The organism is Faecalibacterium sp. I3-3-33 (assembly GCF_023347295.1).
Classification (GTDB): domain Bacteria; phylum Bacillota; class Clostridia; order Oscillospirales; family Ruminococcaceae; genus Faecalibacterium.
The window spans coordinates 2,121,041-2,142,275 of sequence record NZ_CP094469.1 but is presented as its reverse complement, the minus strand read 5'-3'; the positions used below and the strand labels follow the sequence as shown (position 1 = coordinate 2,142,275).

The 21,235-nt window shown below is 51.9% G+C and carries 25 protein-coding genes and 1 pseudogene; 8 read left to right on the top strand and 18 right to left on the bottom strand.

Annotation, left to right across the window (positions count from 1 at the left end; translation table 11 throughout):
- Positions 1 to 426: 426 nt before the first annotated feature.
- Both MTP39_RS10095 and MTP39_RS10090 read right to left on the bottom strand, forming a co-directional pair.
- A pseudogene (locus MTP39_RS10095) lies at positions 427 to 1,743 on the bottom strand (DNA primase family protein).
- A 73-nt stretch (positions 1,744 to 1,816) separates the two neighbouring features.
- On the bottom strand, positions 1,817 to 2,425 hold the full coding sequence (locus MTP39_RS10090; protein ID WP_249240435.1) for a CHC2 zinc finger domain-containing protein: 609 nt from the start codon (positions 2,423 to 2,425) through the stop codon (positions 1,817 to 1,819).
- A 249-nt stretch (positions 2,426 to 2,674) separates the two neighbouring features.
- On the opposite strand from MTP39_RS10090, the gene MTP39_RS10085 reads away from it, so the two are divergent.
- From MTP39_RS10085 to MTP39_RS10075, 3 genes are all read left to right on the top strand, one after another.
- Positions 2,675 to 3,505, top strand: a complete 831-nt coding sequence (locus tag MTP39_RS10085) for a helix-turn-helix domain-containing protein (RefSeq protein WP_249240434.1) — start codon at positions 2,675 to 2,677, stop codon at positions 3,503 to 3,505.
- A complete protein-coding gene (locus tag MTP39_RS10080; protein WP_249240433.1) occupies positions 3,489 to 4,154 on the top strand; it encodes a sigma-70 family RNA polymerase sigma factor in 666 nt (221 codons plus the stop codon). Before MTP39_RS10085 ends, MTP39_RS10080 begins: the two co-directional genes overlap by 17 nt.
- A gap of 201 nt (positions 4,155 to 4,355) precedes the next feature.
- Positions 4,356 to 4,832 carry a hypothetical protein gene (locus MTP39_RS10075; protein ID WP_097772699.1) on the top strand — a complete coding sequence of 159 codons (477 nt, stop codon included), beginning with the start codon at positions 4,356 to 4,358 and terminating at the stop codon, positions 4,830 to 4,832.
- A gap of 121 nt (positions 4,833 to 4,953) precedes the next feature.
- On the opposite strand, the gene MTP39_RS10070 is transcribed toward MTP39_RS10075, so the two are convergent.
- The 3 genes from MTP39_RS10070 to MTP39_RS10060 form a co-directional block, all read right to left on the bottom strand.
- The gene (locus MTP39_RS10070) at positions 4,954 to 5,202 is read right to left on the bottom strand and encodes a DUF6061 family protein (RefSeq protein ID WP_249240432.1); all 249 of its coding nucleotides are present in this window, start codon (positions 5,200 to 5,202) and stop codon (positions 4,954 to 4,956) included.
- Between the two features lie 562 nt (positions 5,203 to 5,764).
- Positions 5,765 to 7,153 (bottom strand): site-specific integrase, encoded by a 1,389-nt coding sequence (locus tag MTP39_RS10065; RefSeq protein WP_249240431.1) that lies wholly within the window; start codon positions 7,151 to 7,153, stop codon positions 5,765 to 5,767.
- Positions 7,154 to 7,247: 94 nt separating this feature from the next.
- A complete protein-coding gene (locus tag MTP39_RS10060; protein ID WP_249242055.1) occupies positions 7,248 to 7,622 on the bottom strand; it encodes a helix-turn-helix domain-containing protein in 375 nt (124 codons plus the stop codon).
- A gap of 394 nt (positions 7,623 to 8,016) precedes the next feature.
- Here MTP39_RS10060 and MTP39_RS10055 point away from each other — a divergent pair, with 394 nt between their 5' ends.
- Together MTP39_RS10055 and MTP39_RS10050 are read left to right on the top strand one after the other, a co-directional pair.
- On the top strand, positions 8,017 to 8,280 hold the full coding sequence (locus MTP39_RS10055; RefSeq protein WP_249240430.1) for a hypothetical protein: 264 nt from the start codon (positions 8,017 to 8,019) through the stop codon (positions 8,278 to 8,280).
- A gap of 57 nt (positions 8,281 to 8,337) precedes the next feature.
- Positions 8,338 to 9,204, top strand: coding sequence for a MerR family transcriptional regulator (locus tag MTP39_RS10050; protein WP_249240429.1), 867 nt, complete (start codon positions 8,338 to 8,340; stop codon positions 9,202 to 9,204).
- Here MTP39_RS10050 and MTP39_RS10045 read toward each other — a convergent pair.
- The 12 genes from MTP39_RS10045 to MTP39_RS09990 form a co-directional block, all read right to left on the bottom strand.
- Positions 9,107 to 10,006, bottom strand: coding sequence for a relaxase/mobilization nuclease domain-containing protein (locus tag MTP39_RS10045; protein WP_249240428.1), 900 nt, complete (start codon positions 10,004 to 10,006; stop codon positions 9,107 to 9,109). The genes MTP39_RS10050 and MTP39_RS10045 overlap by 98 nt on opposite strands.
- Before the next feature lie 22 nt (positions 10,007 to 10,028).
- On the bottom strand, positions 10,029 to 10,514 hold the full coding sequence (locus tag MTP39_RS10040; RefSeq protein WP_117949981.1) for a plasmid mobilization protein: 486 nt from the start codon (positions 10,512 to 10,514) through the stop codon (positions 10,029 to 10,031).
- A 396-nt stretch (positions 10,515 to 10,910) separates the two neighbouring features.
- On the bottom strand, positions 10,911 to 11,135 hold the full coding sequence (locus MTP39_RS10035; RefSeq protein WP_238078076.1) for a hypothetical protein: 225 nt from the start codon (positions 11,133 to 11,135) through the stop codon (positions 10,911 to 10,913).
- A 249-nt stretch (positions 11,136 to 11,384) separates the two neighbouring features.
- A complete protein-coding gene (locus MTP39_RS10030) occupies positions 11,385 to 12,041 on the bottom strand; it encodes a hypothetical protein (protein WP_249240427.1) in 657 nt (218 codons plus the stop codon).
- The gene (locus MTP39_RS10025; protein ID WP_249240426.1) at positions 12,038 to 12,193 is read right to left on the bottom strand and encodes a hypothetical protein; all 156 of its coding nucleotides are present in this window, start codon (positions 12,191 to 12,193) and stop codon (positions 12,038 to 12,040) included. The genes MTP39_RS10030 and MTP39_RS10025 overlap by 4 nt, the downstream gene beginning before the upstream one ends.
- A 219-nt stretch (positions 12,194 to 12,412) precedes the next feature.
- A complete protein-coding gene (locus MTP39_RS10020) occupies positions 12,413 to 12,652 on the bottom strand; it encodes an HPr family phosphocarrier protein (RefSeq protein ID WP_117476345.1) in 240 nt (79 codons plus the stop codon).
- Positions 12,653 to 12,667: 15 nt separating this feature from the next.
- On the bottom strand, positions 12,668 to 13,636 hold the full coding sequence (locus MTP39_RS10015; protein ID WP_117476344.1) for a carbohydrate kinase family protein: 969 nt from the start codon (positions 13,634 to 13,636) through the stop codon (positions 12,668 to 12,670).
- Positions 13,637 to 13,645: 9 nt separating this feature from the next.
- The gene (locus tag MTP39_RS10010) at positions 13,646 to 15,028 is read right to left on the bottom strand and encodes an MFS transporter (RefSeq protein ID WP_117530100.1); all 1,383 of its coding nucleotides are present in this window, start codon (positions 15,026 to 15,028) and stop codon (positions 13,646 to 13,648) included.
- A gap of 33 nt (positions 15,029 to 15,061) precedes the next feature.
- A complete protein-coding gene (locus tag MTP39_RS10005; protein ID WP_117476342.1) occupies positions 15,062 to 15,454 on the bottom strand; it encodes a VOC family protein in 393 nt (130 codons plus the stop codon).
- Positions 15,451 to 16,512, bottom strand: coding sequence for an NAD(P)-dependent alcohol dehydrogenase (locus tag MTP39_RS10000; RefSeq protein WP_005940978.1), 1,062 nt, complete (start codon positions 16,510 to 16,512; stop codon positions 15,451 to 15,453). The genes MTP39_RS10005 and MTP39_RS10000 overlap by 4 nt, the downstream gene beginning before the upstream one ends.
- Before the next feature lie 185 nt (positions 16,513 to 16,697).
- Positions 16,698 to 17,825 carry an ROK family transcriptional regulator gene (locus MTP39_RS09995; RefSeq protein WP_249240425.1) on the bottom strand — a complete coding sequence of 376 codons (1,128 nt, stop codon included), beginning with the start codon at positions 17,823 to 17,825 and terminating at the stop codon, positions 16,698 to 16,700.
- Positions 17,826 to 18,035: 210 nt separating this feature from the next.
- Positions 18,036 to 18,284, bottom strand: coding sequence for a DUF6061 family protein (locus MTP39_RS09990; protein WP_249240424.1), 249 nt, complete (start codon positions 18,282 to 18,284; stop codon positions 18,036 to 18,038).
- 575 nt (positions 18,285 to 18,859) lie between these two features.
- Here MTP39_RS09990 and MTP39_RS09985 point away from each other — a divergent pair.
- A complete protein-coding gene (locus tag MTP39_RS09985; protein WP_249240423.1) occupies positions 18,860 to 19,111 on the top strand; it encodes a DUF6061 family protein in 252 nt (83 codons plus the stop codon).
- A gap of 38 nt (positions 19,112 to 19,149) precedes the next feature.
- On the opposite strand, the gene MTP39_RS09980 is transcribed toward MTP39_RS09985, so the two are convergent.
- Positions 19,150 to 19,617 (bottom strand): MerR family transcriptional regulator, encoded by a 468-nt coding sequence (locus tag MTP39_RS09980; protein ID WP_249240422.1) that lies wholly within the window; start codon positions 19,615 to 19,617, stop codon positions 19,150 to 19,152.
- Positions 19,618 to 19,734: 117 nt separating this feature from the next.
- Here MTP39_RS09980 and MTP39_RS09975 point away from each other — a divergent pair, with 117 nt between their 5' ends.
- On the top strand, positions 19,735 to 20,274 hold the full coding sequence (locus tag MTP39_RS09975; protein ID WP_249240421.1) for a flavodoxin family protein: 540 nt from the start codon (positions 19,735 to 19,737) through the stop codon (positions 20,272 to 20,274).
- A complete protein-coding gene (locus MTP39_RS09970) occupies positions 20,274 to 21,026 on the top strand; it encodes a carboxymuconolactone decarboxylase family protein (protein WP_249240420.1) in 753 nt (250 codons plus the stop codon). Before MTP39_RS09975 ends, MTP39_RS09970 begins: the two co-directional genes overlap by 1 nt.
- Positions 21,027 to 21,235 lie beyond the last annotated feature (209 nt).

Below are 21,235 nucleotides of genomic sequence, written 5' to 3'. Positions count from 1 at the left end.
AACGAAGATGCACTTCTTCGGAAGTGTAATAACCCACTATAACACTTTCATCCCTATGGGCTGCAAAGTGTAGTGGGCTCTTCGAGGACTCTCCGAGGGGGAACGTCTCCTGCGGGAGAGTTAATCAAGTTCACGTTTGCGAAGCAATGAAAGCCCCAGTGGGGCTTTTAAGTGACCGAACGGTCTTGCGCCAGCAAGATGGAGGGGCCTCGCCCCGACAAGTTCGCACAATGCGAACTTGATTGCTCCGTACGCATCTGAAAAAATTGCGTACGGACTTCAAATAACCTGTACGGTCTGTACGACGTACAGGAATCCGAAATATAAACGATACCACGTTTTAATTTGCTTCGATTCGCCGTACAGGTGCGTACAAGTACAGACCGTACAGGTTGTACGAACTTCTTCCGTAAAAAAATGCACTTTTTACGGGCAGGGGTGGACAAGCGGCTCGATGCCTACAAAGCCCCGCACCCTGCGGCCACCGGGCAGATAGATGTTGTTGGTGGCTTCAAGGTTATAGCGGCGGTCGTTCTGTCGCAGTTCTGCGCTGAAACGGATGGCCGATACGCTGTGGCAGGCGTTGTCCTCGCACCACTGTTTATAAATGTCGTAGAACTCCTTGGAGCTGATGGAGTAGTCCGCCTTGAAGCGGAAATAGCCCTCGGACTCCATGAAGTCGATGACATTGTTGCTGCTGCGTTTGATGGTGTCCACGTTGGCGGCGGCTCGTTCGCTGACCGTGAAGCGGAAGTTGTTCTGCACCAGCCGGTGCAGACCTTCCAGACACCACAGCAGGATGCCCTCCAATTCGGCGCACATCTTCTCCACAAGAAAAGGGTCGTCCGTGCGGTCGGCAGGCTTGTCCTTGGTGGTCAGGATGAGCTGGCGGCGAAAGAAACCGTCCGAATGGTCATACAGCGAGGTCAGCGCACCGTTGCCGAAGCAGAGGAACCGGGCGTAGATGTCGCGCTGGTAGCTCTGGACACCCTTGCGCTCCAAGTCCAGCTTGGCTTCGGCGGTCACGATGGTCTTAATATAATTCGTTTTAGGCAGGGCGTTCATATCCATATCATCGTCGATCATCAGCAGGCGGCGTTCCAGATCGGCGCGGGCAAAGCGGTTGTTCTCCACTTTCTAGACGCTGCCGTTGCTGGCGGCATCCCCCATGAGCCGTTTGAGCACCAGCCCGATGCGGGACTTGCCCTCGCCGCCCTTGCCAACAATGAGCATCATCTTCTGTCCCTTGGTGCTGGGGATCAGGCAGTAGCCCAGATACTCCTGCAAGGTGGGGATGTCGGCATCGTCCAGCAGCTCGTGCAGAAAGGTCAGCCAGCGGTCAGGGCTGGCGGCTTTGGGGTCATACCTCACAGGCAGGCGGTTCTGGCAGAACAGGCGGCTCTCCTGAAAAGAGCCGTCCGGCAGATGGTACACGCCGTTCTGGAGGTGGATGCAGTCCTGTTCGATGGGGAACGGGTCGGAAAAAGCCAGCAGCTTGATAGTCTCCAGAATGTTGGTGACCTTTTTGGACAGGCCGGAGGTGACATATTCCTCGATGTTCTCCAAGATGCGCTGCTTGATCTCGCTTTCGTCCTCTACCGGGCCGTCCAGCGTGTACAGCGTACCGTTGACGCATTTCAGCGGCCACTGTTCCAGAAAGGCACGGCCAAACTGGACTTCATCGATCTTCTTGCCGTTGTACCAGTCCGGCCATAAGGGGTTGCGGGAAATGTTTTTCTTCATGTGGTGGTTCTCCTTTAAAAAAGTAAAGTGGTGATTATCATAATGATAAGCACCACTTTAGGTGAATGAATCGTCAGGCGCACTTTGCCAGAGCAAGGCGGTCGGTGCGCTCCTCCAGCATCAGCAGGTACGACCCGGACAGCAGCCGTGCGGCGGCAGCGGCCTTCTGCTGGGGCGTCCCAAATGCAACGCAGTCCGTCAGGTGCTCGATGGTCTCGGTCGTGTGGAGGGCTTCTTCAAACCGTGGGTCATGCGGCTCCTCCGGGGTGGCGGGCTTGTAGCGCTCCTGCCAGTCGTGCAGCAGGTCAAGATAATCGGTCAGCACCCGCAGGCAGTAGGCGACGTCTGCCCACTGCTCGTCCGTCAGGCCACGCTTGGGCGGCGGCAGGGCGATGGCATTGGCGGGCGGCTTGTCCGGGTCAAGCCCGAAGTCATTTATCAGCTTCTCGGCGGCTTGCCGGGGATTCAGGTCGAACAGCTTGGCGGTGAGGTCGATGGCATCTCCATTGGCCCCGCAAGCGAAACAGTAATAGTAGGATTCGTTCAGCATCATACTGGGGTGGTTGTCGGAGTGGAACGGACAGCACACCATGCCATGGCGGTCGGGCTCCATGCCGTACATCTCTCCCACCTGCCGAACGGTGATGGCGGACTTGACAGTTTGATACAGGCTCAAGCGCATTCCTCCTTTGTTTCGTGCGTTGCACCAGAGACCCCAAAGTGGGAACTCTGGTGTTTTTTTGCTTCCTGCCTGAATATACGGAAAATTTTGCAGAAAAGGCGAAAAAGCGGCAGAACTGCAACGGAAAAAGAAAAATGCCCTCACTGGTTGCAGGACTGCAACAGCAAGGGCGGAGAGGTAACCGTATATTGAATAAAACGGCAGAGCGTATTATAATGAGGAAAAAGCTCAAAAAGGAGGGCCGACCACATGGCACAGGAATATCTGCCCGCACCATCCAACGTCCGTCTTGCGGACTTGATGAAAGAGCACAACATCAGCCAACCGGAGCTTGCCAAGGAGATCGGCTGCTCCAAGAGCACCATCAACCGTTTTATCAGTGGCGCAAAAGGAACTCTGACCCATGAGCAGGTGCTGAAGATCGCAAGGCTGTTCAACGTATCTACGGATTTCCTGCTGGGAGAAACCAACATCCCCGACCGCAAAAATTACGACATTGCCGAACTGGGCTTGTCCGTAGAAGCTGCAAAGAACCTCTACACAGGGCGTGTCAATACAGAGGTGGTCAATCTGCTGCTGGAAAACGCCCGCTTTGCAGAGCTTACTTACCGCATAGCGCAGTATTTTGATGATACTTTTGCATCCGGCATCGCAGCACAGAATGCCATGCTCACGACATTGAGCACCCTGCTGCGCACAAAGGTCAAGACCCCGGAAGCAGCCAAAGCCGCAAAGGACATCAGCCTTCGGAGAAAGCCGGTGTACCAAGGCGACCTTGATGATATTGAAATGTACTTCATGGCGGCAATCAAGGAAATCAAAAAGGGTATCGGGAGCCATTACGCCGAGCAGGAAGCCATGAGCAAGAAAGTGGCCGAGAAGATGTTCAATGAACTGACCAAGGGGCAGGATGTGCAGCACCCAACGATTACGGCAGAGCAGTTGACGGATGCAATGTTGGACAGCGTTTCGGGTATGGAAGGAGCCACGCCGGAAGCACTGGAACAGCTGCGAAGCGGTCTGTTGGGAATCTTGCAGTCTGCCGCAGAGCAGGAAAACGGCCATGAAGCAGACGAATGAACGGCTTTGTGCGCTGGCGCAGAAAGGCGATGCTGCCGCGCTGGACAGCCTGATCGACAACAACAAGTCCTTTATTGGCAAGGTGGCGAATGACCTTTTCCGCAGCATGAATCTGGCACAGTCCGGCCTGAACCTTGACACGGACGATTTGAAACAGGCAGGGAATATGGGCTTGTGGAAGGCCGTGTCAAAGTTCGATGCAGCGCGCGGCATGAAGTTCCTGACCTACGCGGCTCCTGCCATCCGCAACGCCATGATGGACATGGTACGGGATGCCTTTACCGCTTTTGAACAGCGGATGGTGACGGAGGACAAGGACGGTATCTGCTACCAGCGCGTTTCGCTGGACGATGTTCTGCCGGGAGAGGAACAACTGCGGCGCATCGAAGCCATAGCCGACCCCTACGCCATGCAGCCGCAGACCATTATGGAGGAACAGGAATCGCGCCGGGAACTGTACGATGGTCTGAAACGGCTGACACAGCGGGAGCAGACCTACCTGTTGTACCGCTATGGCTTCACCGATGGTGAGGAACATCCTTTAATCGGTACGGCGATATACTTTCACCTGACAAAAAGCCGTGCCAAAAAGACGGAGGAACAAGCTATGGATAACCTGTGGCTGGAACTGCCGTGGTGGTTTGTATGAACGAAAAGAAAAATCGTGATTGTGCTACAAGTTTTCTGGAAATTTATGTGCAGCCATATGATTTTGAAAAAAATTGTGGACAGATGAAATAAATCAGGCTTGAAGTTCGTTATTTAAACAGAAAAGTTAATAATTATGGTATGATAAAATGCGATAACAAATAAATCGACAAAAATAGATTGAATAAAGGAGAAGAATGCTATGAAAAAAGTAATTTATCTGTTTGTGCTATGCATGGTTTTGGGGTTAGCTGGATGTGGGCAATCTCAGGAAAATAAAGAACCATCGACTGAAAGCACTTCAGTACAAGTAGAAAACAAAAATGTTAGTGATATAGTATCAAACGAGCATTTAACCAATAATGATACTGCGAATTTTCAAATGCCAGAGGAAGGCTATTATAGTAATGATTTTGATGAAATTCTGAATATCACTAAAGAAGATGATGGCACATATAGGATCGAGTATAGCGTTACCCATTTGCTTTATGTCGAAAACGCGATTGGAACTTACGATTCTGAAACAGGGATTCTTAGCTTTAGCGGCAAAGACGACAGAGGAAATGATATAAAAGCAGAAATTGAAAATAAGGGAGATCATCTGGAAGTCACAGTAACTCAAAGCAACTATGAAGATATTATCGGGACGAAGCAGGAATTTTTTCAAGCAGATGAGTAAGAACAAATAGGCGACAAAAGTTGTGGAAAAGCTTGATAACTATTAACAAACCAACAGCCCTCTATTTGCAATGATCGCAAGTAGAGGGCTGTTGGTTTGTTTGGAATATTTTAATTAAAGGTCAATCTTCTAACCTGCCATGGTCACAGCCGAGCGAGAGATAATGCTCAATCTCACCACCCAGCACAAGCTGGGCATACTCCAAGGGCTTGTTGTACAACAGCCAGTCCAGTTCCGCCCGCTGTGCCGGGGTGTTACCGTATTCGTCCTCGATAGCGATGCAGTCGATGGAAAGAAAGGTTCCGTCCTCGAACCGGGTTTCCATCCGGTTGGTGTCCATGCTGTAGCGGCAGGAAAGCAATTTCGTCATAGTCGTATCCTCCAAGACTTGATTTTTGGCGTGCGGTCACTCAAACCAATGCCGTCAAGTCGATGGGGGATAGGGTGATTTTATTTGTCGGAGAGTAAGTGCACGGTTTCTGCACGGATTTTGCACGGTTTCAAAACGTGCAGAGGGTGCAAATCGTTGCAAAATTGGATAAAGGGTGCAGAAATTGCTGGGTGAAAAATTACGTTGCTTTGATTAAAAATAACGATAACTCGAAACTTCCAGAAACTGAGACGAACCGGCGACTTGCTCTCTTAATCAGTGGGCCCAGGGTTCGAGTCCCTGGAGGTGCACCGGATATTGAACGCCAAATCGTAAGATTTGGCGTTCTTTCTTTATGTAGGAAAGCGGCTGCACACTTTCTGCACACCGTTTGCACATTTGCCCGAATCGGGGGCTTTTCTGCGCAAGGTTTGCACAGCCTGCTTTCCTTTGCATAAAAAGTCACTTGTCGGGGCAAGGCCCCTCCATCTTGCTGGCGCAAGACCGTTCGGTCACTCAAAAGCCCCACTGGGGCTTTTGTTGCTTCGCAAACGTGAATCTTTTATGCAAACAGAACTCTCGTCAACTCTCTGCGTTCGTCTGCGTCCATCAGCCGGATGGCTTCAAGGATCTCCCTGCCGGAGATTTTTGTTGCCACCGACGTTTTGTTTTCCGGGGGTTCCTGCGGCTTTGCACCGGCCACATCCTGCGTGTAGAAGTCGGCTTCGATCTTCTCGGTCAACTCCAACCGGGGTTTGTCCTGCGTGTGAGCGTAGGTGTCCATCAGGACGGTGGCGGTTGCGTGGCCTGTATTGCCCTGCACCGACTTGAAGTCACCCTCCGACTGCAAGAGCTGGTAGGTGGCACTGGAATGCCGCAGACCATGGAACACGATCTGCTCGAACTCCGGGTGCGCTGACCGCCATTGCCGATACCACTTGGTCAGCAGTTCTGGCGCAATGGGTAAGCCGTCTGGTAAGCGGAACAGCTGACCGCAGTTGCTGTACTTTTCCGGGGCGCTCTGCTCGTCCTGCTTCATCTTTTCCAGCCATGCCAGAAGCTCCTCTTTCAAGGGCTTGGTCATGTACAGGATGCGGTTGGACTTTTTGGTCTTAGTCCGCTTGAGGATCAGCGAGGACTTGCTCCCCTCCCGTCTGTCCGGGAAGGTGTGGTAGATCTGGGTAGGATCAATCTTGGACAAGGCGATCTTGTCGGCACGCTGCAGGGCTTTGTTCACCGAGATGGTTCCCCGTCCGTTTGCTGCGTCAAAATCGAGGTCTCCCGGCTGCAAGCCGAGGATCTCACCCTCTCGCAAGGAGAGGATCATGCTCATGTGAACCGCCAGATGCAGGGCAGGGTTCTCGATGGTCTGCAGCGCCGCCAACATGGTGCGCTCATCCCAGATGGTGCGTTCTTCGGTGTTGATCTTGGGGGCTTCACGGGGAGTAGGCGACTTGTGGATCAGATCCCAGTCAACGGCATACGAAAAGGCAGTTTTCAGGAGCGTGTGGACTTCGTGAATGGACGTACTGGATAACAGCCGCTTCTTCTGGTTTTCCGTAAGCTCCTGCTTCTCGCCGTGAACGTACTGACCGCATGGGGTCTGGCTCAGCGTGGCGTAGAACTGCTCGATGTCGTAGGTGCGGAGGTCTTGCACCTTCCGCTTGCCGATGTACGGCACGATGAGGTTCTGCACCATCGCCACGGATTGCGTGTAGGTCTTGGGAGACCACTTGTGCTTGCTGGACTGAATGGGAATCCACTTGTACAGCATCTCCTCGACCGTCATGGTGTCGGGCACGAGGAAGGTGCCGTCCAGCAGTTCCTTCTCCACCGTGATCTTGCGCTCCTGCGCTTCGGCCTTGGTCTTGAAGGTCTCCCAGCCTTTGCAGGGCTTGCCATTGTGGTCTTTGTAGTTGTATCGGACAGAATACGTGTTGCCACGTTTCATACTTCGTATGCCTAGCAGTGTACGCTGCGCGCGGATATATTTTTGCCTGCCTTGGCAGGCATCGGCATAATAGATGCCATAGATGTTCCCTCCCTCAGACTGCTGCAAACCAATCATCGAAGCTCTGCTTGCTTACCCGGATGCTGGTACCGAGGCGGATCACCTTGAAGTCTTTCGTGGTGTTGCACAGATTGTACGCAGCACGGTTGGAGATCGCCAACAGTTGGGCGATCTCCTCCACCCGGTAAACGAGCGGGGCGTGTCGGACGGTTTTTCTGGTCTGGTCAGAAGGTTCTACGGCAGGGGTTTGGTCCGAAGTTTCGTCAGAAATTACCATGGAATTTCTGACAGAAAATTCGCATGGAACTGCAAGTTCCTGACGTTCCATTGTAGGGGATTCGGGCGCGATTTTCAAGTCCTCACGGGTCAGTTTGGCGGAATTTTTGCGGACATACGCCGTTGCCTGCATGAACTGGGTCAGGTTGTCGCTGTCCGCCATGGCTGCTTCGAGGTTCTGGATGGAGCGCTCGCTGATGGTGAACTGATAGCGATTCGCCAGCAGACGGTGTAACCCCTCCAGCATCCACAGCAGGATGCCGGGACGCTCCTCGGACAACTCTTCGGTGAGAAAGGGGTTATCCACCCGGGCAGGGTCACGGTCTTTCACGGATGAAGTGGTTATATCGATTTATCCAAATGAAAAACATTGTGATTGTGCTATAAATTTTCTGGAAATTCATGTGCAGACACACAAACTTTTGGAAATTTATGGACGAACGAAATAAATTGAGATTAAATTACGTTATTCCAATAAAGATATTTGAAATTATATCCTTTTCAGACGACCGGTAGGAGGGGTGTTTATGTTAGAGCAGTTTTTTAAATCGCAAATCGCAACAGTTTCTGATCCTTACCAATGCAATCGCATTACGGATGCGTTGGCGACCGCGGGAATCAAGTTCTATTGTAAAACGAAAGATGTCAATCGGCGTAATGCGTTCGATCAAGCAAGAATCGGAACGCTGGGTATAAAACCGAAGTATATCACGGAAGTATTTGTGGACAAAGAAAATGCGGAAATGGCATTACATATCGTACACACCTTGCCCAATCAAGAAAATTTTTGAAAAAGCTATTGACTGTCCCCTTGGGGGTGGGCTTATCATACCAGTGGAGGTGATAATATGCTTATCAATGAAGTCTGCAAGAGATGTGGCCTTACAAAAAAGGCGATTGAGTATTATGAGGAACAAGGCTTAACTCGCCCTCAAATCATGGAAAATGGTTACAGGATGTTTTCAGAGGATGATGTTATCCAATTAAACAAAATCGCAGTTTTACGCGGGCTTGGAATATCAGTATCGGACATTAAAACGGTTTTGGCAGAGAATGACCGTTTATCTTTTCAAACTATATGCGACAAGAAAGAACTGGAAATTTCGGATATACAAGCGAAACAACAATTACTCCACATGATTGCGAGAAACCAGAATTGGGAGGATGCCCGGGCGCAATTGAGCCAGCTCGAAACGAAGCGCTCTATTCTTTCAAGATTGCTTGACTGTTTTCCGGGATATTTCGGGAAATTTATCAGTCTCCATTTTGCACCGTACCTGAATGAGAGGGTTGCAACAGACGAACAGCAAGATGCATTTGAAACGATAATTGATTTTTTAGACGGTGTGAATATTGTTATCCCGGATGATTTGAAAGAATATCTCGACGATGCTGCGAAAACCATTGATCTTGTTGACGTGTCAAAAAAAGCTGCTGCAAGTGTTGCTGCTGCTATACAAGACCCTGAGCAATATCTGAAAGATAATAGGGAGATGTTTGAGCGGTATAAGGAAGTCAAAACATCTGACGCGTACAAAAACACTCCGGGTTACAGACTTCAAGAACTATTCGCACAGTTAAATCGAGAAAACGGGTACAATGATGTCTTTATCCCTGCTATGCGACGATTGAGCAGTTCTTATCGTGAATACTATGAAAAGCTATTGAAAGCAAACGAAGTTTTCTTAAAAAGTTATCGTGAAGTTCGTATCTAATGCAAGCGTAGATCTGCTTTCGCAGCTTGTCCAGCTCGGTCTGGTAGACGGTCTGGGTGGGCTGCTGCCCTTCGGCGGCGAGTTTGGCGTTGGCATGGTCGAGGCGGCGTTGTCCGCGCCGCTGCGCCCAATACTCGCGCTCGGAAACATGGTCGCCTTGGGCTTCCAGCAGATTGATCTGGTTCAGGTCGGCTTGCTCGCACATCTCCATGACCGCGACACGGAGGTGCCGGAGCATGGCAGAGGTGCAGCGGTGCTTTTTGCCCGCTTCCCAGTCGCACGGCTTGTCCATGAAAGGCTGCCGTTCCACGGTGCGGACACGCAAGCTGCCGATGACGATGTGGACGTGGATGTTCCCGGCACTGTTGTGCCCATCCGGGTGGGTGCAGACGATGGCGGGATGACCGGGGAAATTTTCCTTGCAGAACTGCAAGCCAAGGGCTTGCGCCCGCTCCATGGTCAGACCGTTCTCTACTGCGTCCTTCGGGTCGAAGCTGATGATATACTTCGTATGGCCAGCGGTGCGTGCTGCGCACGAATATATTAGCATCCGCTTTGGCGGATGTCGCCATATATGGTGGGTCTTCACGTCCTCCCGCCCGCCGTTCTTGCCGTACTTGCGATTGGCAATCAGGCAGGCCATAGCAAACGAAGATTCGCCGCACTCAAGGGTGTCGAGCAGGTACGAATCCCGCAGTCTGGGTCTGCCCTTCTCGTCCAGAATGGGCAGACCGGTGTACTCGTTGTGCTGAAAGGTGAGATAGCTTTCGGCGGCGGCGTAGTTAGAGTTTTTCGAGGTCATGCTGATTGCAGCCGCAGGCTGCTTACATTAGAAAAAATCGCGGAAGTGATTTTTTACAGCCAATTCGGCGCAGCCGGATTATTGCTTGATGGTTGCCATACAGTTCACCAACCGTTTCTTCAGCTTTCAGCCGAAAGTTCGTGAGTGCGGACAGTTCCTCCAGAATCTGCGCCCGGAGCTGCTCGGTGTCTTTGCCGCCAGAGTTGAAATGCCGTGCAAGCTGGTTGAGGTTGCTGCCTACCTTGCTGCACTGGGCAGACAAGGCGGCAAGCGCCGCCAGTGCATCCTCGCCGCCCTGCGCCACCACAACGGTGTGCTTGACATTCACGCCGTACAGGACGCGGCGGACGAGTTCGGATTGGGTGAGGTGGAGTTCTTTGCAGGCGTATGCGATCCGCAGTTTTTCTTCTGCGGTCACCCTGACTTTGATGATGTGTGTCTTTCGTTTTCGCGGCGTGTCATTGCGGTTCTTCTTTGCGTGTACGTTCGGGCTTTTCATTTCAGCCATATTCGACCTCCTGTGAAAATGATAAATGCCCACTCCGGGATGGAGAAGGCTATGTAATGCGACACGCCGCTTTCGCACCAACGGTGCGAAGCTGGAGCAGGGTTTGGGGAAGGGCCACGGTTGCGAAGCAATGAAAGCCCCGGTGGGGCTTTCAAGTGGCAGCGCGGTCTGCGACAGCAGATGGAGGGGCTTTGCCCCGACAAGCGCTTGCCCCAACAAGGATGACTGCGTGGACAGCAATTTTTCAAGCATTGAAAATTTGTGGCCACAGGTCGATACTTGCTTTCGCCCTTTCCGTGCAACACTGAAAATTTCAGAAGTCGAACCGCAATGCACGTTGAAGATTTTGCAGAGCAAAACGTGTGAAAAGGCAAAGCCCCTGCTCGTGGTCACCGTTCACACCGAACGCAGTTCCTGCCCCTGTTTTGCAGCGGCGTTGTCCGGCTCGCCCACAGAAAGTGTGAGGTCATGGCGCAGTATCTCGTTCAGACGGCTTATGAAGAATTCAAGGTGCAGCTTCCCAAAAGAAAAATACCGCCCTGCAAGACAGGCGAAAAATTTTGTCGGGTGAAACGGCGGCAAAACAAATCGGGTGTGTTGCGGGGCGGTAAAAATCTTCATGGGGAATAAACCCTCACCGTTCTGTACTTTTCTGAAAGTCCGCGTTTGCGTAGCAATGAAAGCCCCAGTGGGGCTTTTAAGCGGCAGAGCGGTCTTGCGCAAGCAAGATGGAGGGGCATTGCCCCGACAAGCTCGGTGGGATTTGCGATAGAGGGTATCATGGATTGCAGGGCGCGTCAAGATGGTTTTGCAAAATTTATTGTGGTAAAGCGGTGATAGTAGGACTTATTATTTGAAGCAACATAAAATTCAGCAGCTCTGCGATTGATACCATTCATTGAAATAACGGTTGCTTTCCTCTTCATTGTGAACCCATTTTTTGGATGATTTGAAGGCATTGAATGGAGGACTGTACCCTCTCAGCGGCGTGATTTCCTGCACGTCTTTGACATTCCGATGTTGGATGATTTCAAATTCGCTGCGCTCAGGAAGATACGCAATTACCTTGTCGGCGTGGATCGTTCCCTGATACACATGACAAGGGCAACGGTAAAAGAGTTCACTGCGGTGTGCAAACCATTCGGCAACATCGTAAGAGAGTGACCATGAAATGGACAGTGGCGCACGCTCAATGCTGCCGATGCCGCCGCGATATACAGTGAACGTGTCAAGATTTCTTACACTCTCTGGCAGAGCATTGCGCCAGTTGTCAGGACGAATGATTTTGGCTCGGCGGACATACTTCCGAATGATGGGAGAATGATCGCCGTGACTGTAATAATGTTGTAAGGCGTACCGACATTTGACTTCAAGAGGCATCAGATGTTCGCATTTGTACAACAGGTCTTCCATCATCTTGGCATCGTAGAAGGAATATTTTTCAAAGGTTTGCCAATCTTGGTCATGGGCAGCTTGAACAGCCTCTTGGAATCTGGCGTTGAGAAACAAATTGTCTCGATAGATCACGCTTCGGGTCGCCTCCTTGTCATGGTTTGGTGAAAGGTTTGCAGTTCCTGTCCCATAAAAGAAAAGAACCGCCCTGCAAGACAAGCGAAAAATTTTGTCGGGTGAATCGGCGGCAAAATGATCGGGTGTTGCGGGGCGGTAAAAATCTTCATAGGGAATAAATCCTCGCCATTCTGTACTTTTCTACAAATTTGGTGGGATTTGCGATAAAGGGTATCATGGATTGCAGGGCACGTCAAGATGGTTTCGCAAAATTTATTGTGGTAAAGCGGTGATAGTAGGACTTATACAAATCAAAACACCGCCCGATTCTGGTGAAGGAGAACCAGAACCGAACGGTGCAAATGGAAGAAGGAGAAAAGCGTAGAAAATCAGACGATGCAATCTGGGAGCAGCGCATGGAGCTGTGTCAGCAGTTCTTCGCAAGAATCGGAATAAATCACAAGGGTAAGCGGATTGCTCAGGTCGAGACTGTAAATGCCAAGCAGGGATTTGGCATCAATGGTATATCGCCCGGAGACTAAGTCCATCTCATAGGGATATTTGGACAGCAAATCTACAAATTCCTTGACCTGATCGACCTGCCGCATTCTGATCTGTAATTTTGTCATAGGGTATCCTTTCTTTTACAGCAGTGGGATAGAGGCAATGCAGTTCTGAATTTCCACCATGGAGGGCATTGCAGGGATTGCGCCGCCCTTTGTCGTGGTCAGACTGCCCGCTGCATTGCCGAAGCGGACGATTTCTTCAAGCTCAAATGCAGGGAGGGTACGCAAATCCTCAGCATCTTTTCCTCGCAGCTGGTAGTGAATTGCGCCCATGAAAGCGTCGCCTGCACCAGTCGTGTCCACGGTAGGCACATCATAGGTGGGAAGATGCCCTGCTCCCACAGCGTTCCGGTAATAAGCACCCTTTGCACCCAGCGATACCAGCACAAGAGATGGCCCCATTTCGAGCAGGGCTTGTGAGCCGCGGGCAAGGTCGCTTTCGTTTGTGATAAGCTGCATTTCTTCCTCGGAAACTTTCAGAAGATCCGCCAGCTTGACACCTTCCTGCATCTGGACAACGGCATCTGCCGGGTGCTCCCACAGAAGCGGACGGTAATTGGGGTCAAAGCTGACCAGCTTGCCCTGCTGCCGTGCATACCGCGCAGCTTCCAACGTGGCGGTGCGGCTCGGGTCGGCGGTCAGAGAGACAGAGCCGAAATGGAAGATGGCAGCATCGTCGATCAGATTCCTGTTGACTTCTGCCGAAGTCAGCATCACATCGGCACCGGGGTTCCGGTAAAAGGTAAAGGAGCGGTCTCCCTTGCTGTCAAGCTGAACGAAGGCAAGGGTCGTGGGAATCTTTTCGTCGATCACCAGACCGGACACATCAATGCCGCTTTCCACAAGGGTCTGGCGGAGAAAATCGCCAAATCCGTCTTTGCCGACTTTTCCGATGAATGCTGTTTTGCCGCCCAGACGGGCATTCATGGCAAGGACATTGGCGGGTGCACCGCCGGGATTCCGGGCAAACAATTCGATGCCCTGTGCATTGGTTCCGTTCGGGGTAAAGTCGATCAGGCTTTCTCCCAAAGCTACAACATCAAACATGGTATCACCTCAACCTGCTTTTTTAGCGTTCAGTTCGGACATAATCTGGTTATACGAACGCTTACTGATTCGGTAGAAGAACAGGACAATCGCTGTTACCAGCCACAGCGCACCGGGAAGCAGCGAGAATGCATAGTGCATCGCATTCTGCACGGCAGCATTCTGCACCTGATTGGGGGCAAAACTCAATGCACTCAGCACACCAGCCAGCGCAGAGGTTCCAATCGCCATGCCCAGCTTGTTCCCCAGTGAAACGAATGCGTACTGGAAACCATCGTTGCGGACACCGGTTTTCCACTCGCCATACTCCACGCAGTCGGGAACGATGGCGTAGATGGCGGTATTGAATCCGCAGAAGAAGAACTGGGACAGTGCAGCGAATGTATAGAACGGAATGGGAGAAGAAACTGCACTGAAGAAATAGAGCGCAATCAGGGAAACGCCGGTTCCGGCAGCGAAAAGGGAAGCAGTGTGCCCTTTGTTGCCCAGCTTTTCAAACACGAAGGGGAATGCCGCAGCACCCAGAATGGAGGGAACGATCAGGATCATCGAGTAGATGGTAAACAGATTCTCGTTGCCTTCCACATATTTGAAGTAATAGAGCAGGTCGGCATTGCGGCCATACAGCGTCACACCGAACAGGAACTGACCCGCCAGTGCAATCAGGTAGGGCTTGTTCTGAAGCGCTGCATCCAACTGCTTTTTCAGTGAGACTTTTTCCCGCTCCGGGGGCTGGACGACCTCTTTGGTTTTGGCGAAACAGAACCAGTGACAGAGGGTGAAGATACCGCCGTAAAGGACGGTCACCAGAAGATATCCCCGTGCTGCATTATCACCGCCAAAAGCAGAGATCAAAGGCAGGGTGATGATGTTGATGATATTGATGGCGATCATGGCACAGACGGAGCGGGAGGTGTTGATTTTCGCACGCTCCTCGATGTTCTGGGTCAGGGTGCCGCAGAGCGTACCATAAGGGATGTTCACGCAGGTATAGCCCAGAACCAGTACACAGTAAGTAATGTACATATACAGGCTCTTGGCACTGTCTGACCATGCGGGGTGCGCCCAGAACGTCAGCACGAGCACCACAGCAGTTGCCGGTGCGCCGAACAGCAGCCATGGACGGTAGCGTCCCCAGCGGGAACGGGTGCGGTCGCTCAGCGAACCGATCACGGGGTCATTGATGGCATCCCAGAAGCGGGAGACCAGCATCAGGAGGGACACTGCCGCCATGCTGATGCCGCAGACATCGGTGTAAAAAATCATCAAGAAGTTGCCAACGAACATCCAGCTGAAGTTGCAGCCCACATCGCCCATGCCGTAAGCGATTTTACTGATCAGAGGGACTTTGATGTTCGTATCCTGCTGTTTCGGCTCTGCTGTGTAACTCATACGGCGCGCTCCTTTCTCCTCTTGACGCGATGCTTATAATTTCTGGCAGAACTCTATTCTCTCTTTATTCGGGCCTTCGACCATGAAAAAGCGCACACCGTTTTCCCAGAACGGCAGTGACTGGATGCTGGAATGCAGCAGGTGCATCCCTGCCTCTTTTGCTGCAGCAAAGGCGGCTTCGATATCGGTCGTTGCCAGAGCTACATGGTCGATTGCTCCGGCCTTTTCCGCCGCACGATGGTTTTCATAGGTTTCGATCATCAGATCGCCAAGCTGAAGAAACGCAACGCGCTCCCCGGCGGCTTTGTTCACCGTTTCCAGCGCAGAAACAAACCCCAGCTTCTTGTAAAATGCAATGGTCTTGTCGAGATCATTTGTCGGGATGCCAATGTGCGCCACACCGGTCAGAACCTGCGGAAAGCTCATACCTTCGTTTCCTCCGCAATCTTCACCACTGCTTTGACGATGTTGGCCTTGTCCGAAATGCTCTTGTCCATGGCATTCTGGATGTCGTCAAAGTCAAAGATGTTGGTCACAATACCCTTCAGATTGATTTTGCCGGAAGCAACGGCATCGATCGCCATGGGGTAAATGTGGCGATAACGGAACACGGTCTTGAAGGTCAGTTCCTTGTCCAGTGCAAGGCTCATAGGCAGGGTCATCTCGCCGGATTTGGAGTAACCGACCAGAACGATGTTTGCACCCTTCTGCGCCATCTCAATGGCCTGGCGGGTAGTGATTTCTGTACCAGCAGTCTCGATAACGAGGTCGCAGCCCAGACCATCGGTCAGGTCGAGAATCGTTTGGACGGCATCCTTTTCGCGGCTGTTGATCACACCGTCTGCACCCAGTTCAAGAGCCTTATCCAGACGCTTCTGCATGATATCCACAACGTAAACACGGGAAACACCCTCGGCTTTCAGCGCCATCATGGAGACCAGACCAATGCAGCCTGCACCCATGACCACCGCAGTCTGACCGGCATGAGCACCGCCCTGATTGGCTGCGTGGAAACCAACAGCCAGAGGCTCGATCAGCGCACCTTCCATGGTGCTTACGTTGTCCGGCAGCTTGAAGCAGAGGTTTGCTTCATGGGCCACATACTCCTGAAAAACACCGTCTACCGGCGGAGTAGCGAAGAACACGACATCCGGGCAGAGGTTGTATTTGCCCTCACGGCAGAACTTGCAGTGACCGCAGGTCTTGCCCGGCTCCAGCGCAACGCGGTCGCCGACTTTCAGATGCTTGACAGCACTGCCAACTTCCACGACTGTGCCGCCCGGCTCGTGGCCCAGCACGAACGGCGGCTTGACTACATAATTGCCGATCGCACCCGTTTCATAGTAGTGCATATCGCTGCCGCAGATGCCAACGTATTCCAGCTTGACCAGAACTTCGTCCTCTTTGGGTGTGGGGATCGGGCGGGTGGTGTAGCCCATCTTGCCGATGCCGTTCATGACTGCAACTTTCATTGTGCCTTTCATAAGATGACCTCCGTTTTTATTTGCTTATTAACTTTTATAAAGTGTTTATGAATGTGACTACAAATTAACACACCGCACAACCAAAGTCAAGCCCTTTTTCGCGGATTCGGAGAACTGCACAAGGAAAAAGCGGCGGAATTGTGCAAAAAATCGAGGACGGCAGGTGCCGTCCTCGATGGGAAGGTTTATAGGTTCTGAATGAAGGCTTCGATATGGAGCAGAGCGGCTCCCAGCGCAGAGGCTTCCAGCTTATAGCGGCTGAACTTCAGGTAGGAACTGTCCGGCTCAAACGTATTACGCTCGACCAGCATTTCCCGGAGCGGTTCGCCAAACTCTGCCAGAAATCCGCCAATGTAGCCGCCAACAATTACATCACAGTCGAAGGTCATGCGCAGATTATTGACTGCTACAGCAAGGTAAGAAAGGTATTCATTCCATGCCGTTTGCAAAGCTGCATCGCCAGAGCGCAACCCATCAAAGAATAGTGCAAGATTTCCGTCAGTCAGTCGGGAGAGGACTTTTGCAGAGCAATAGGCATCCAGACAGCCCTTTTTTCCGCAGTAGCAGGGGCGGCCATCGGGAACGAGCGTGTTGTGCCCGAACTCTCCGGCACGAAGATGGTCGCCGCCATAGAGCGCTCCACCGGTCAGAATCGCACCACCGACACTGTTGCTCAGAGAAAGGTAGACAAGGCTGCGGGGAGATTCGAGGTCACGCACTTCAGCAAGTCCGGCAGCGTTCGCGTCATTGATGAACCGGCAGGAGAACGGGATGTAACGGCTGAATTCTTCGGTAGGAACATTCCGCAGACCCAAGGCATGAGAGTAAACCAATGTCTGCCCCTCTTTGTCCAGAATACCGGGCAGCGAAATGCCGACACCCAGAATTTTTTCCACCGGGTAGCCCTCTTTTTCGATCAGCCCCTGCACGATTCCGGCAAGCATTTCCGCATAGGTGTCCGACCGCTCATAAAGACGCTTTTTACGCTCATAGCGGAGAAGGTTACCGGACAGATCGACCAGAACTGCTCCGACATGATTCTGGGTAATCTCCAGTCCGACCGCAAGTCTGGCATCCCGTACAGGAGCGAATGCTCTCGCCTTGCGCCCGCCGGTGGATTCAAAGGTGCCGACCTCCTGCACCAGTCCCATCGCCATCAGTTCTTTGACATTCTGCAATACGGTCGGCCAGCTGTTGTTGACTTTTGCCGCAAGCTCCGGCTGCGAGATTCGGTCGCAGGAAAAAATGCTGCGAATCGTTCGGATGCGGTTGATTTTTTTAACATCACGGTTATTTGCGCCGCTGCCGGTCATGGGCTCACTCACCTCCAAGAGCAGATTCAACATTTGAAAGAAGATTTATAAAGCTCTTTCTTATTATAGAGAATCTGGAGAGATTCTGCAAGGGAAACATTTACAAAAAAGCGTTAGCCGAAAAGAGCGAGTTGCTTATGGATAAGAAGCGATGCTACCAGCTTATGGCAAACCATAGGTCGGTGGGCACCGTGTTCTCTTTATAGGGACTTAATCTTCCAGCCTGCCGTGGTCGCATCCCAGCGAGAGATAGTGCTCCATCTCTCCTCCCAGCACGAGCTGGGCATACTCCAGGGGCTTGTTGTACAGCAGCCAGTCAAGTTCTGCCCGTTGTTTCGGGGTGTTGCCGTACTTGTCCTCGATGGCGACGCAGTCGATGGCAACGGCAGAGCCATCAGCGAACCGGGCTTCTACCCGGTTAGTGTCCATGTTGTAGCGGCAGGAAAGCAGTTTGTTCATGGGAAAACTCCTTTTATATAAGGTGGTGTCAGTTCGATTGTCCATATCCCTGCCAAGAATCAAATTGTTGATGTACATTTGATGTGTGGTATAAATTGGTGATATAGAGTGTGCCTTTCGCCGGATGAAACAGACCTGTTTTCACCCCATTGCATAAAAATCCGATACCTGTTTTAAGGGGTTGATTTTGGCTCTGCACATTTTTGCACACTTTTTGCACACCGGAATAGCTGGATAACAGATGCAAGACAGAACATTGTGTGCAGACAATGCAAAGGATAAAAAGTATAAAATCACGACAAAACGCAAAAAACAACGAAACTGCGTGATTTGGAAAATTGACGATTGTTGCACGTTGGTTTCTCTTAATCAGTGGGCCCAGGGTTCGAGTCCCTGGAGGTGCACCACAACAACAAAATCCGAACTTTTTTCCGATAGGAGAAGGGTTCGGATTTTTTGTATTCTTCGGAAAACAGAACGAATCCCTTGCTTCCATCGAGAAACGTCCTAGACCTTATCATAAGAAAGCACGACAGACCACTGTAAGAGTGCTGTAAGGCAGAAAGGACACAAACATGAAGTACGATGCAAGAGCCTGCAAATTCAACATGGACACTGGCTGCGTGGAGCTGCTGCTCCGGGATGGGAGGATGATCTCCATCGACTGTACCGGGGTCGAGGATGCGCTGGACGTTACCATGGCACAGAGGGCAGAATTGGATTACCTCATCTATAATGACCCGCTTGGCTATGCCGATTTGATTCTGAATGGCGATCCGAAGGAATATTTGAAGAAAGTGGCCGGGAGCCATAGGTCAGAAGATTAAGAGAAATGCCGTTCCAAAAGCAACTGGAACGGCATTTCTTATCTTTCGATATTCGGCATCTTCTGTCCCCGCAGCTCCTGTCGGATGGCACGAAACTGCTCCGGCACGTCCGCATCGGTCATCGCACCGGGGACATCCACTGTCCCAGCGGCTTTGGCGGCTTCATAGAACCAGCATTTATACTCCACGGTCTCCAGCGTATGCTGTAACTGCTGGATCTGCTGGGTGAGCACCTCGCGCTGATGCCGGAACATTTCCAGCCGGGTGTCAATGGTGTCGTCTCCCTGCATGGAAAGCTCAATATACTGCCGGATATTCTTGATGGACATTCCGGCTTTTTTCATGCAGCGGATGACCTGCAGCCACTCGAAGTCGTTTTCCCGGAACATCCGAATACCGCCGGAGGAACGCTCCACAAAGGGAAGTAACCCTTCTTTGTCGTAGTAGCGCAGGGTGGAGGCAGGTACGCCCAGCTTTTGTGCCATTTCACCTACGGTATAGATCATCTGAAACCTCCGTTTTTTCAAAAAGCCCTTGACTTAAAGTGCGCTTTAAGTTGTATGATAAAATCAAACTTTATCAACATCATAATGCGGATGCACTCCGCTGTCAAGGAGGTTCCTATGAGCAAGAAGGTATTGATTTTGTCTGGCAGTCCACGGAAGGGCGGCAACTCTGATATTCTATGCGACGAATTTCTGCGTGGAGCGCAGGATGCCGGGCACAAAGCAGAAAAGATCCGGGTCGCTGAGAAAAAGGTGGCTCCCTGTTCCGGCTGCTACTACTGCAGCACCCACGGTGGAGCCTGCGTCCACAAGGATGATATGGCAGACATCCTGCAAAAGATGATCGATGCCGATGTCATTGTGCTGGCAAGCCCGGTATACTTCTACTCCATCAGTGCCCAGTTGAAGACAGTGATCGACCGTACCGTGGCACGGTGGCTTGAGGTCAAAGGCAAGGAATTCTACTACATCACCACCATGGCAGACGAGGAAAAAGCCTCTGCGGACACTACGCTGGCCTGCTTCCGGGGCTATGCAGACTGTGTGGAAGGTGCCGTGGAAAAGGGAGTCCTTGTAGCAGGTGGCGTTTACGAGCCGGGTGCGGTGCGAAACACCTCTGCAATGGCACAGGCTTACGAGATGGGGAGGAACGTATAATGGCAGTGAAACAGACAGCAGGGCGGGATGCTCTGGGCGAATTTGCACCAAAATTTGCAGAACTTAACGATGAGGTACTATTCGGGCAGGTGTGGAGTCGAGAGGATAAACTCTCCATCCGGGACCGCAGCCTTGTGACGGTGGTGGCACTGATGGCGCAGGGACTGACGGACTCCTCGTTTCGGTATCACCTGACGGCAGCGAAAAACAACGGTATTACCCGGTGTGAGATTGCAGAGATCCTGACCCATGCAGCGTTTTATGTAGGTTGGCCCAAGGCGTGGGCGGCTTTCCGTATGGCCAAGGAAGTCTGGGCAGAGGACGCTGCAGAGGATGCCAAGGCAAAGCACCAGAGTGAAATGGTGTTCCCCATCGGTGCATCCAACGACGGTTTTGCACCATATTTCAGCGGAAAAAGCTATCTGGCACCCTTGTCCACAGCACAGGTTGGCATTTACAACGTCACCTTTGAGCCGGGCTGCCGGAACAACTGGCACATCCATCATGCCGCAAAGGGTGGCGGGCAGATCCTTGTCTGCGTGGCAGGCCGGGGCTACTATCAGGAATGGGGCAAAGCTCCGCTGGAGCTGCATCCGGGCGATGTGGTGAACATTCCCCCGGAGGTCAAGCACTGGCACGGTGCTGCATCCGATTGCTGGTTCTCTCATCTGGCAGTGGAAGTACCCGGCGAAGGCACCTCTAACGAGTGGTGCGAGCCGGTGCCGGAAGAAACCTATAAGGAGTTGCGGTGATGCGGTTTGATGTACACCCAACCACGATGAAACAAAAATAGGGTGCGCCCCTGCGGACGCACCCTGCCAAAAGCCACAGACAATAGCGATATGTACAACAGGGAGTTCCCCAGTGGGAACTTCCTGTTTTTCGTTGTTTGCATGATGAGCCTGTTCCGCTCTGCAATCTGCTTGCGGATGCTCGATTCCTCCGGGGCGGTTTTCTTGGC

What these genes read in the sequence shown, in the direction of transcription:
- MTP39_RS10020 (WP_117476345.1), bottom strand. Translation starts at nt 12,652, where the DNA reads ATGACAAAATTACAGATCAGAATGCGGCAGGTCGATCAGGTCAAGGAA.
- MTP39_RS10065 (WP_249240431.1), bottom strand. Translation starts at nt 7,153, where the DNA reads ATGAAACGTGGCAACACGTATTCTGTCCGATACAACTACAAAGACCAC.
- MTP39_RS10000 (WP_005940978.1), bottom strand. Translation starts at nt 16,512, where the DNA reads ATGAAAGGCACAATGAAAGTTGCAGTCATGAACGGCATCGGCAAGATG.
- MTP39_RS10085 (WP_249240434.1), top strand. Translation starts at nt 2,675, where the DNA reads ATGGCACAGGAATATCTGCCCGCACCATCCAACGTCCGTCTTGCGGAC.
- MTP39_RS10070 (WP_249240432.1), bottom strand. Translation starts at nt 5,202, where the DNA reads ATGACGAAATTGCTTTCCTGCCGCTACAGCATGGACACCAACCGGATG.
- MTP39_RS10045 (WP_249240428.1), bottom strand. Translation starts at nt 10,006, where the DNA reads ATGACCTCGAAAAACTCTAACTACGCCGCCGCCGAAAGCTATCTCACC.
- MTP39_RS10050 (WP_249240429.1), top strand. Translation starts at nt 8,338, where the DNA reads ATGCTTATCAATGAAGTCTGCAAGAGATGTGGCCTTACAAAAAAGGCG.
- MTP39_RS10015 (WP_117476344.1), bottom strand. Translation starts at nt 13,636, where the DNA reads ATGTTTGATGTTGTAGCTTTGGGAGAAAGCCTGATCGACTTTACCCCG.
- MTP39_RS10010 (WP_117530100.1), bottom strand. Translation starts at nt 15,028, where the DNA reads ATGAGTTACACAGCAGAGCCGAAACAGCAGGATACGAACATCAAAGTC.
- MTP39_RS10025 (WP_249240426.1), bottom strand. Translation starts at nt 12,193, where the DNA reads ATGAAGATTTTTACCGCCCCGCAACACCCGATCATTTTGCCGCCGATT.
- MTP39_RS09975 (WP_249240421.1), top strand. Translation starts at nt 19,735, where the DNA reads ATGAGCAAGAAGGTATTGATTTTGTCTGGCAGTCCACGGAAGGGCGGC.
- MTP39_RS09980 (WP_249240422.1), bottom strand. Translation starts at nt 19,617, where the DNA reads ATGATCTATACCGTAGGTGAAATGGCACAAAAGCTGGGCGTACCTGCC.
- MTP39_RS10090 (WP_249240435.1), bottom strand. Translation starts at nt 2,425, where the DNA reads ATGCGCTTGAGCCTGTATCAAACTGTCAAGTCCGCCATCACCGTTCGG.
- MTP39_RS10035 (WP_238078076.1), bottom strand. Translation starts at nt 11,135, where the DNA reads ATGAAGATTTTTACCGCCCCGCAACACACCCGATTTGTTTTGCCGCCG.
- MTP39_RS10055 (WP_249240430.1), top strand. Translation starts at nt 8,017, where the DNA reads ATGTTAGAGCAGTTTTTTAAATCGCAAATCGCAACAGTTTCTGATCCT.
- MTP39_RS09990 (WP_249240424.1), bottom strand. Translation starts at nt 18,284, where the DNA reads ATGAACAAACTGCTTTCCTGCCGCTACAACATGGACACTAACCGGGTA.
- MTP39_RS09985 (WP_249240423.1), top strand. Translation starts at nt 18,860, where the DNA reads ATGAAGTACGATGCAAGAGCCTGCAAATTCAACATGGACACTGGCTGC.
- MTP39_RS09970 (WP_249240420.1), top strand. Translation starts at nt 20,274, where the DNA reads ATGGCAGTGAAACAGACAGCAGGGCGGGATGCTCTGGGCGAATTTGCA.
- MTP39_RS10075 (WP_097772699.1), top strand. Translation starts at nt 4,356, where the DNA reads ATGAAAAAAGTAATTTATCTGTTTGTGCTATGCATGGTTTTGGGGTTA.
- MTP39_RS09995 (WP_249240425.1), bottom strand. Translation starts at nt 17,825, where the DNA reads ATGACCGGCAGCGGCGCAAATAACCGTGATGTTAAAAAAATCAACCGC.
- MTP39_RS10060 (WP_249242055.1), bottom strand. Translation starts at nt 7,622, where the DNA reads ATGCAGGCAACGGCGTATGTCCGCAAAAATTCCGCCAAACTGACCCGT.
- MTP39_RS10005 (WP_117476342.1), bottom strand. Translation starts at nt 15,454, where the DNA reads ATGAGCTTTCCGCAGGTTCTGACCGGTGTGGCGCACATTGGCATCCCG.
- MTP39_RS10040 (WP_117949981.1), bottom strand. Translation starts at nt 10,514, where the DNA reads ATGGCTGAAATGAAAAGCCCGAACGTACACGCAAAGAAGAACCGCAAT.
- MTP39_RS10080 (WP_249240433.1), top strand. Translation starts at nt 3,489, where the DNA reads ATGAAGCAGACGAATGAACGGCTTTGTGCGCTGGCGCAGAAAGGCGAT.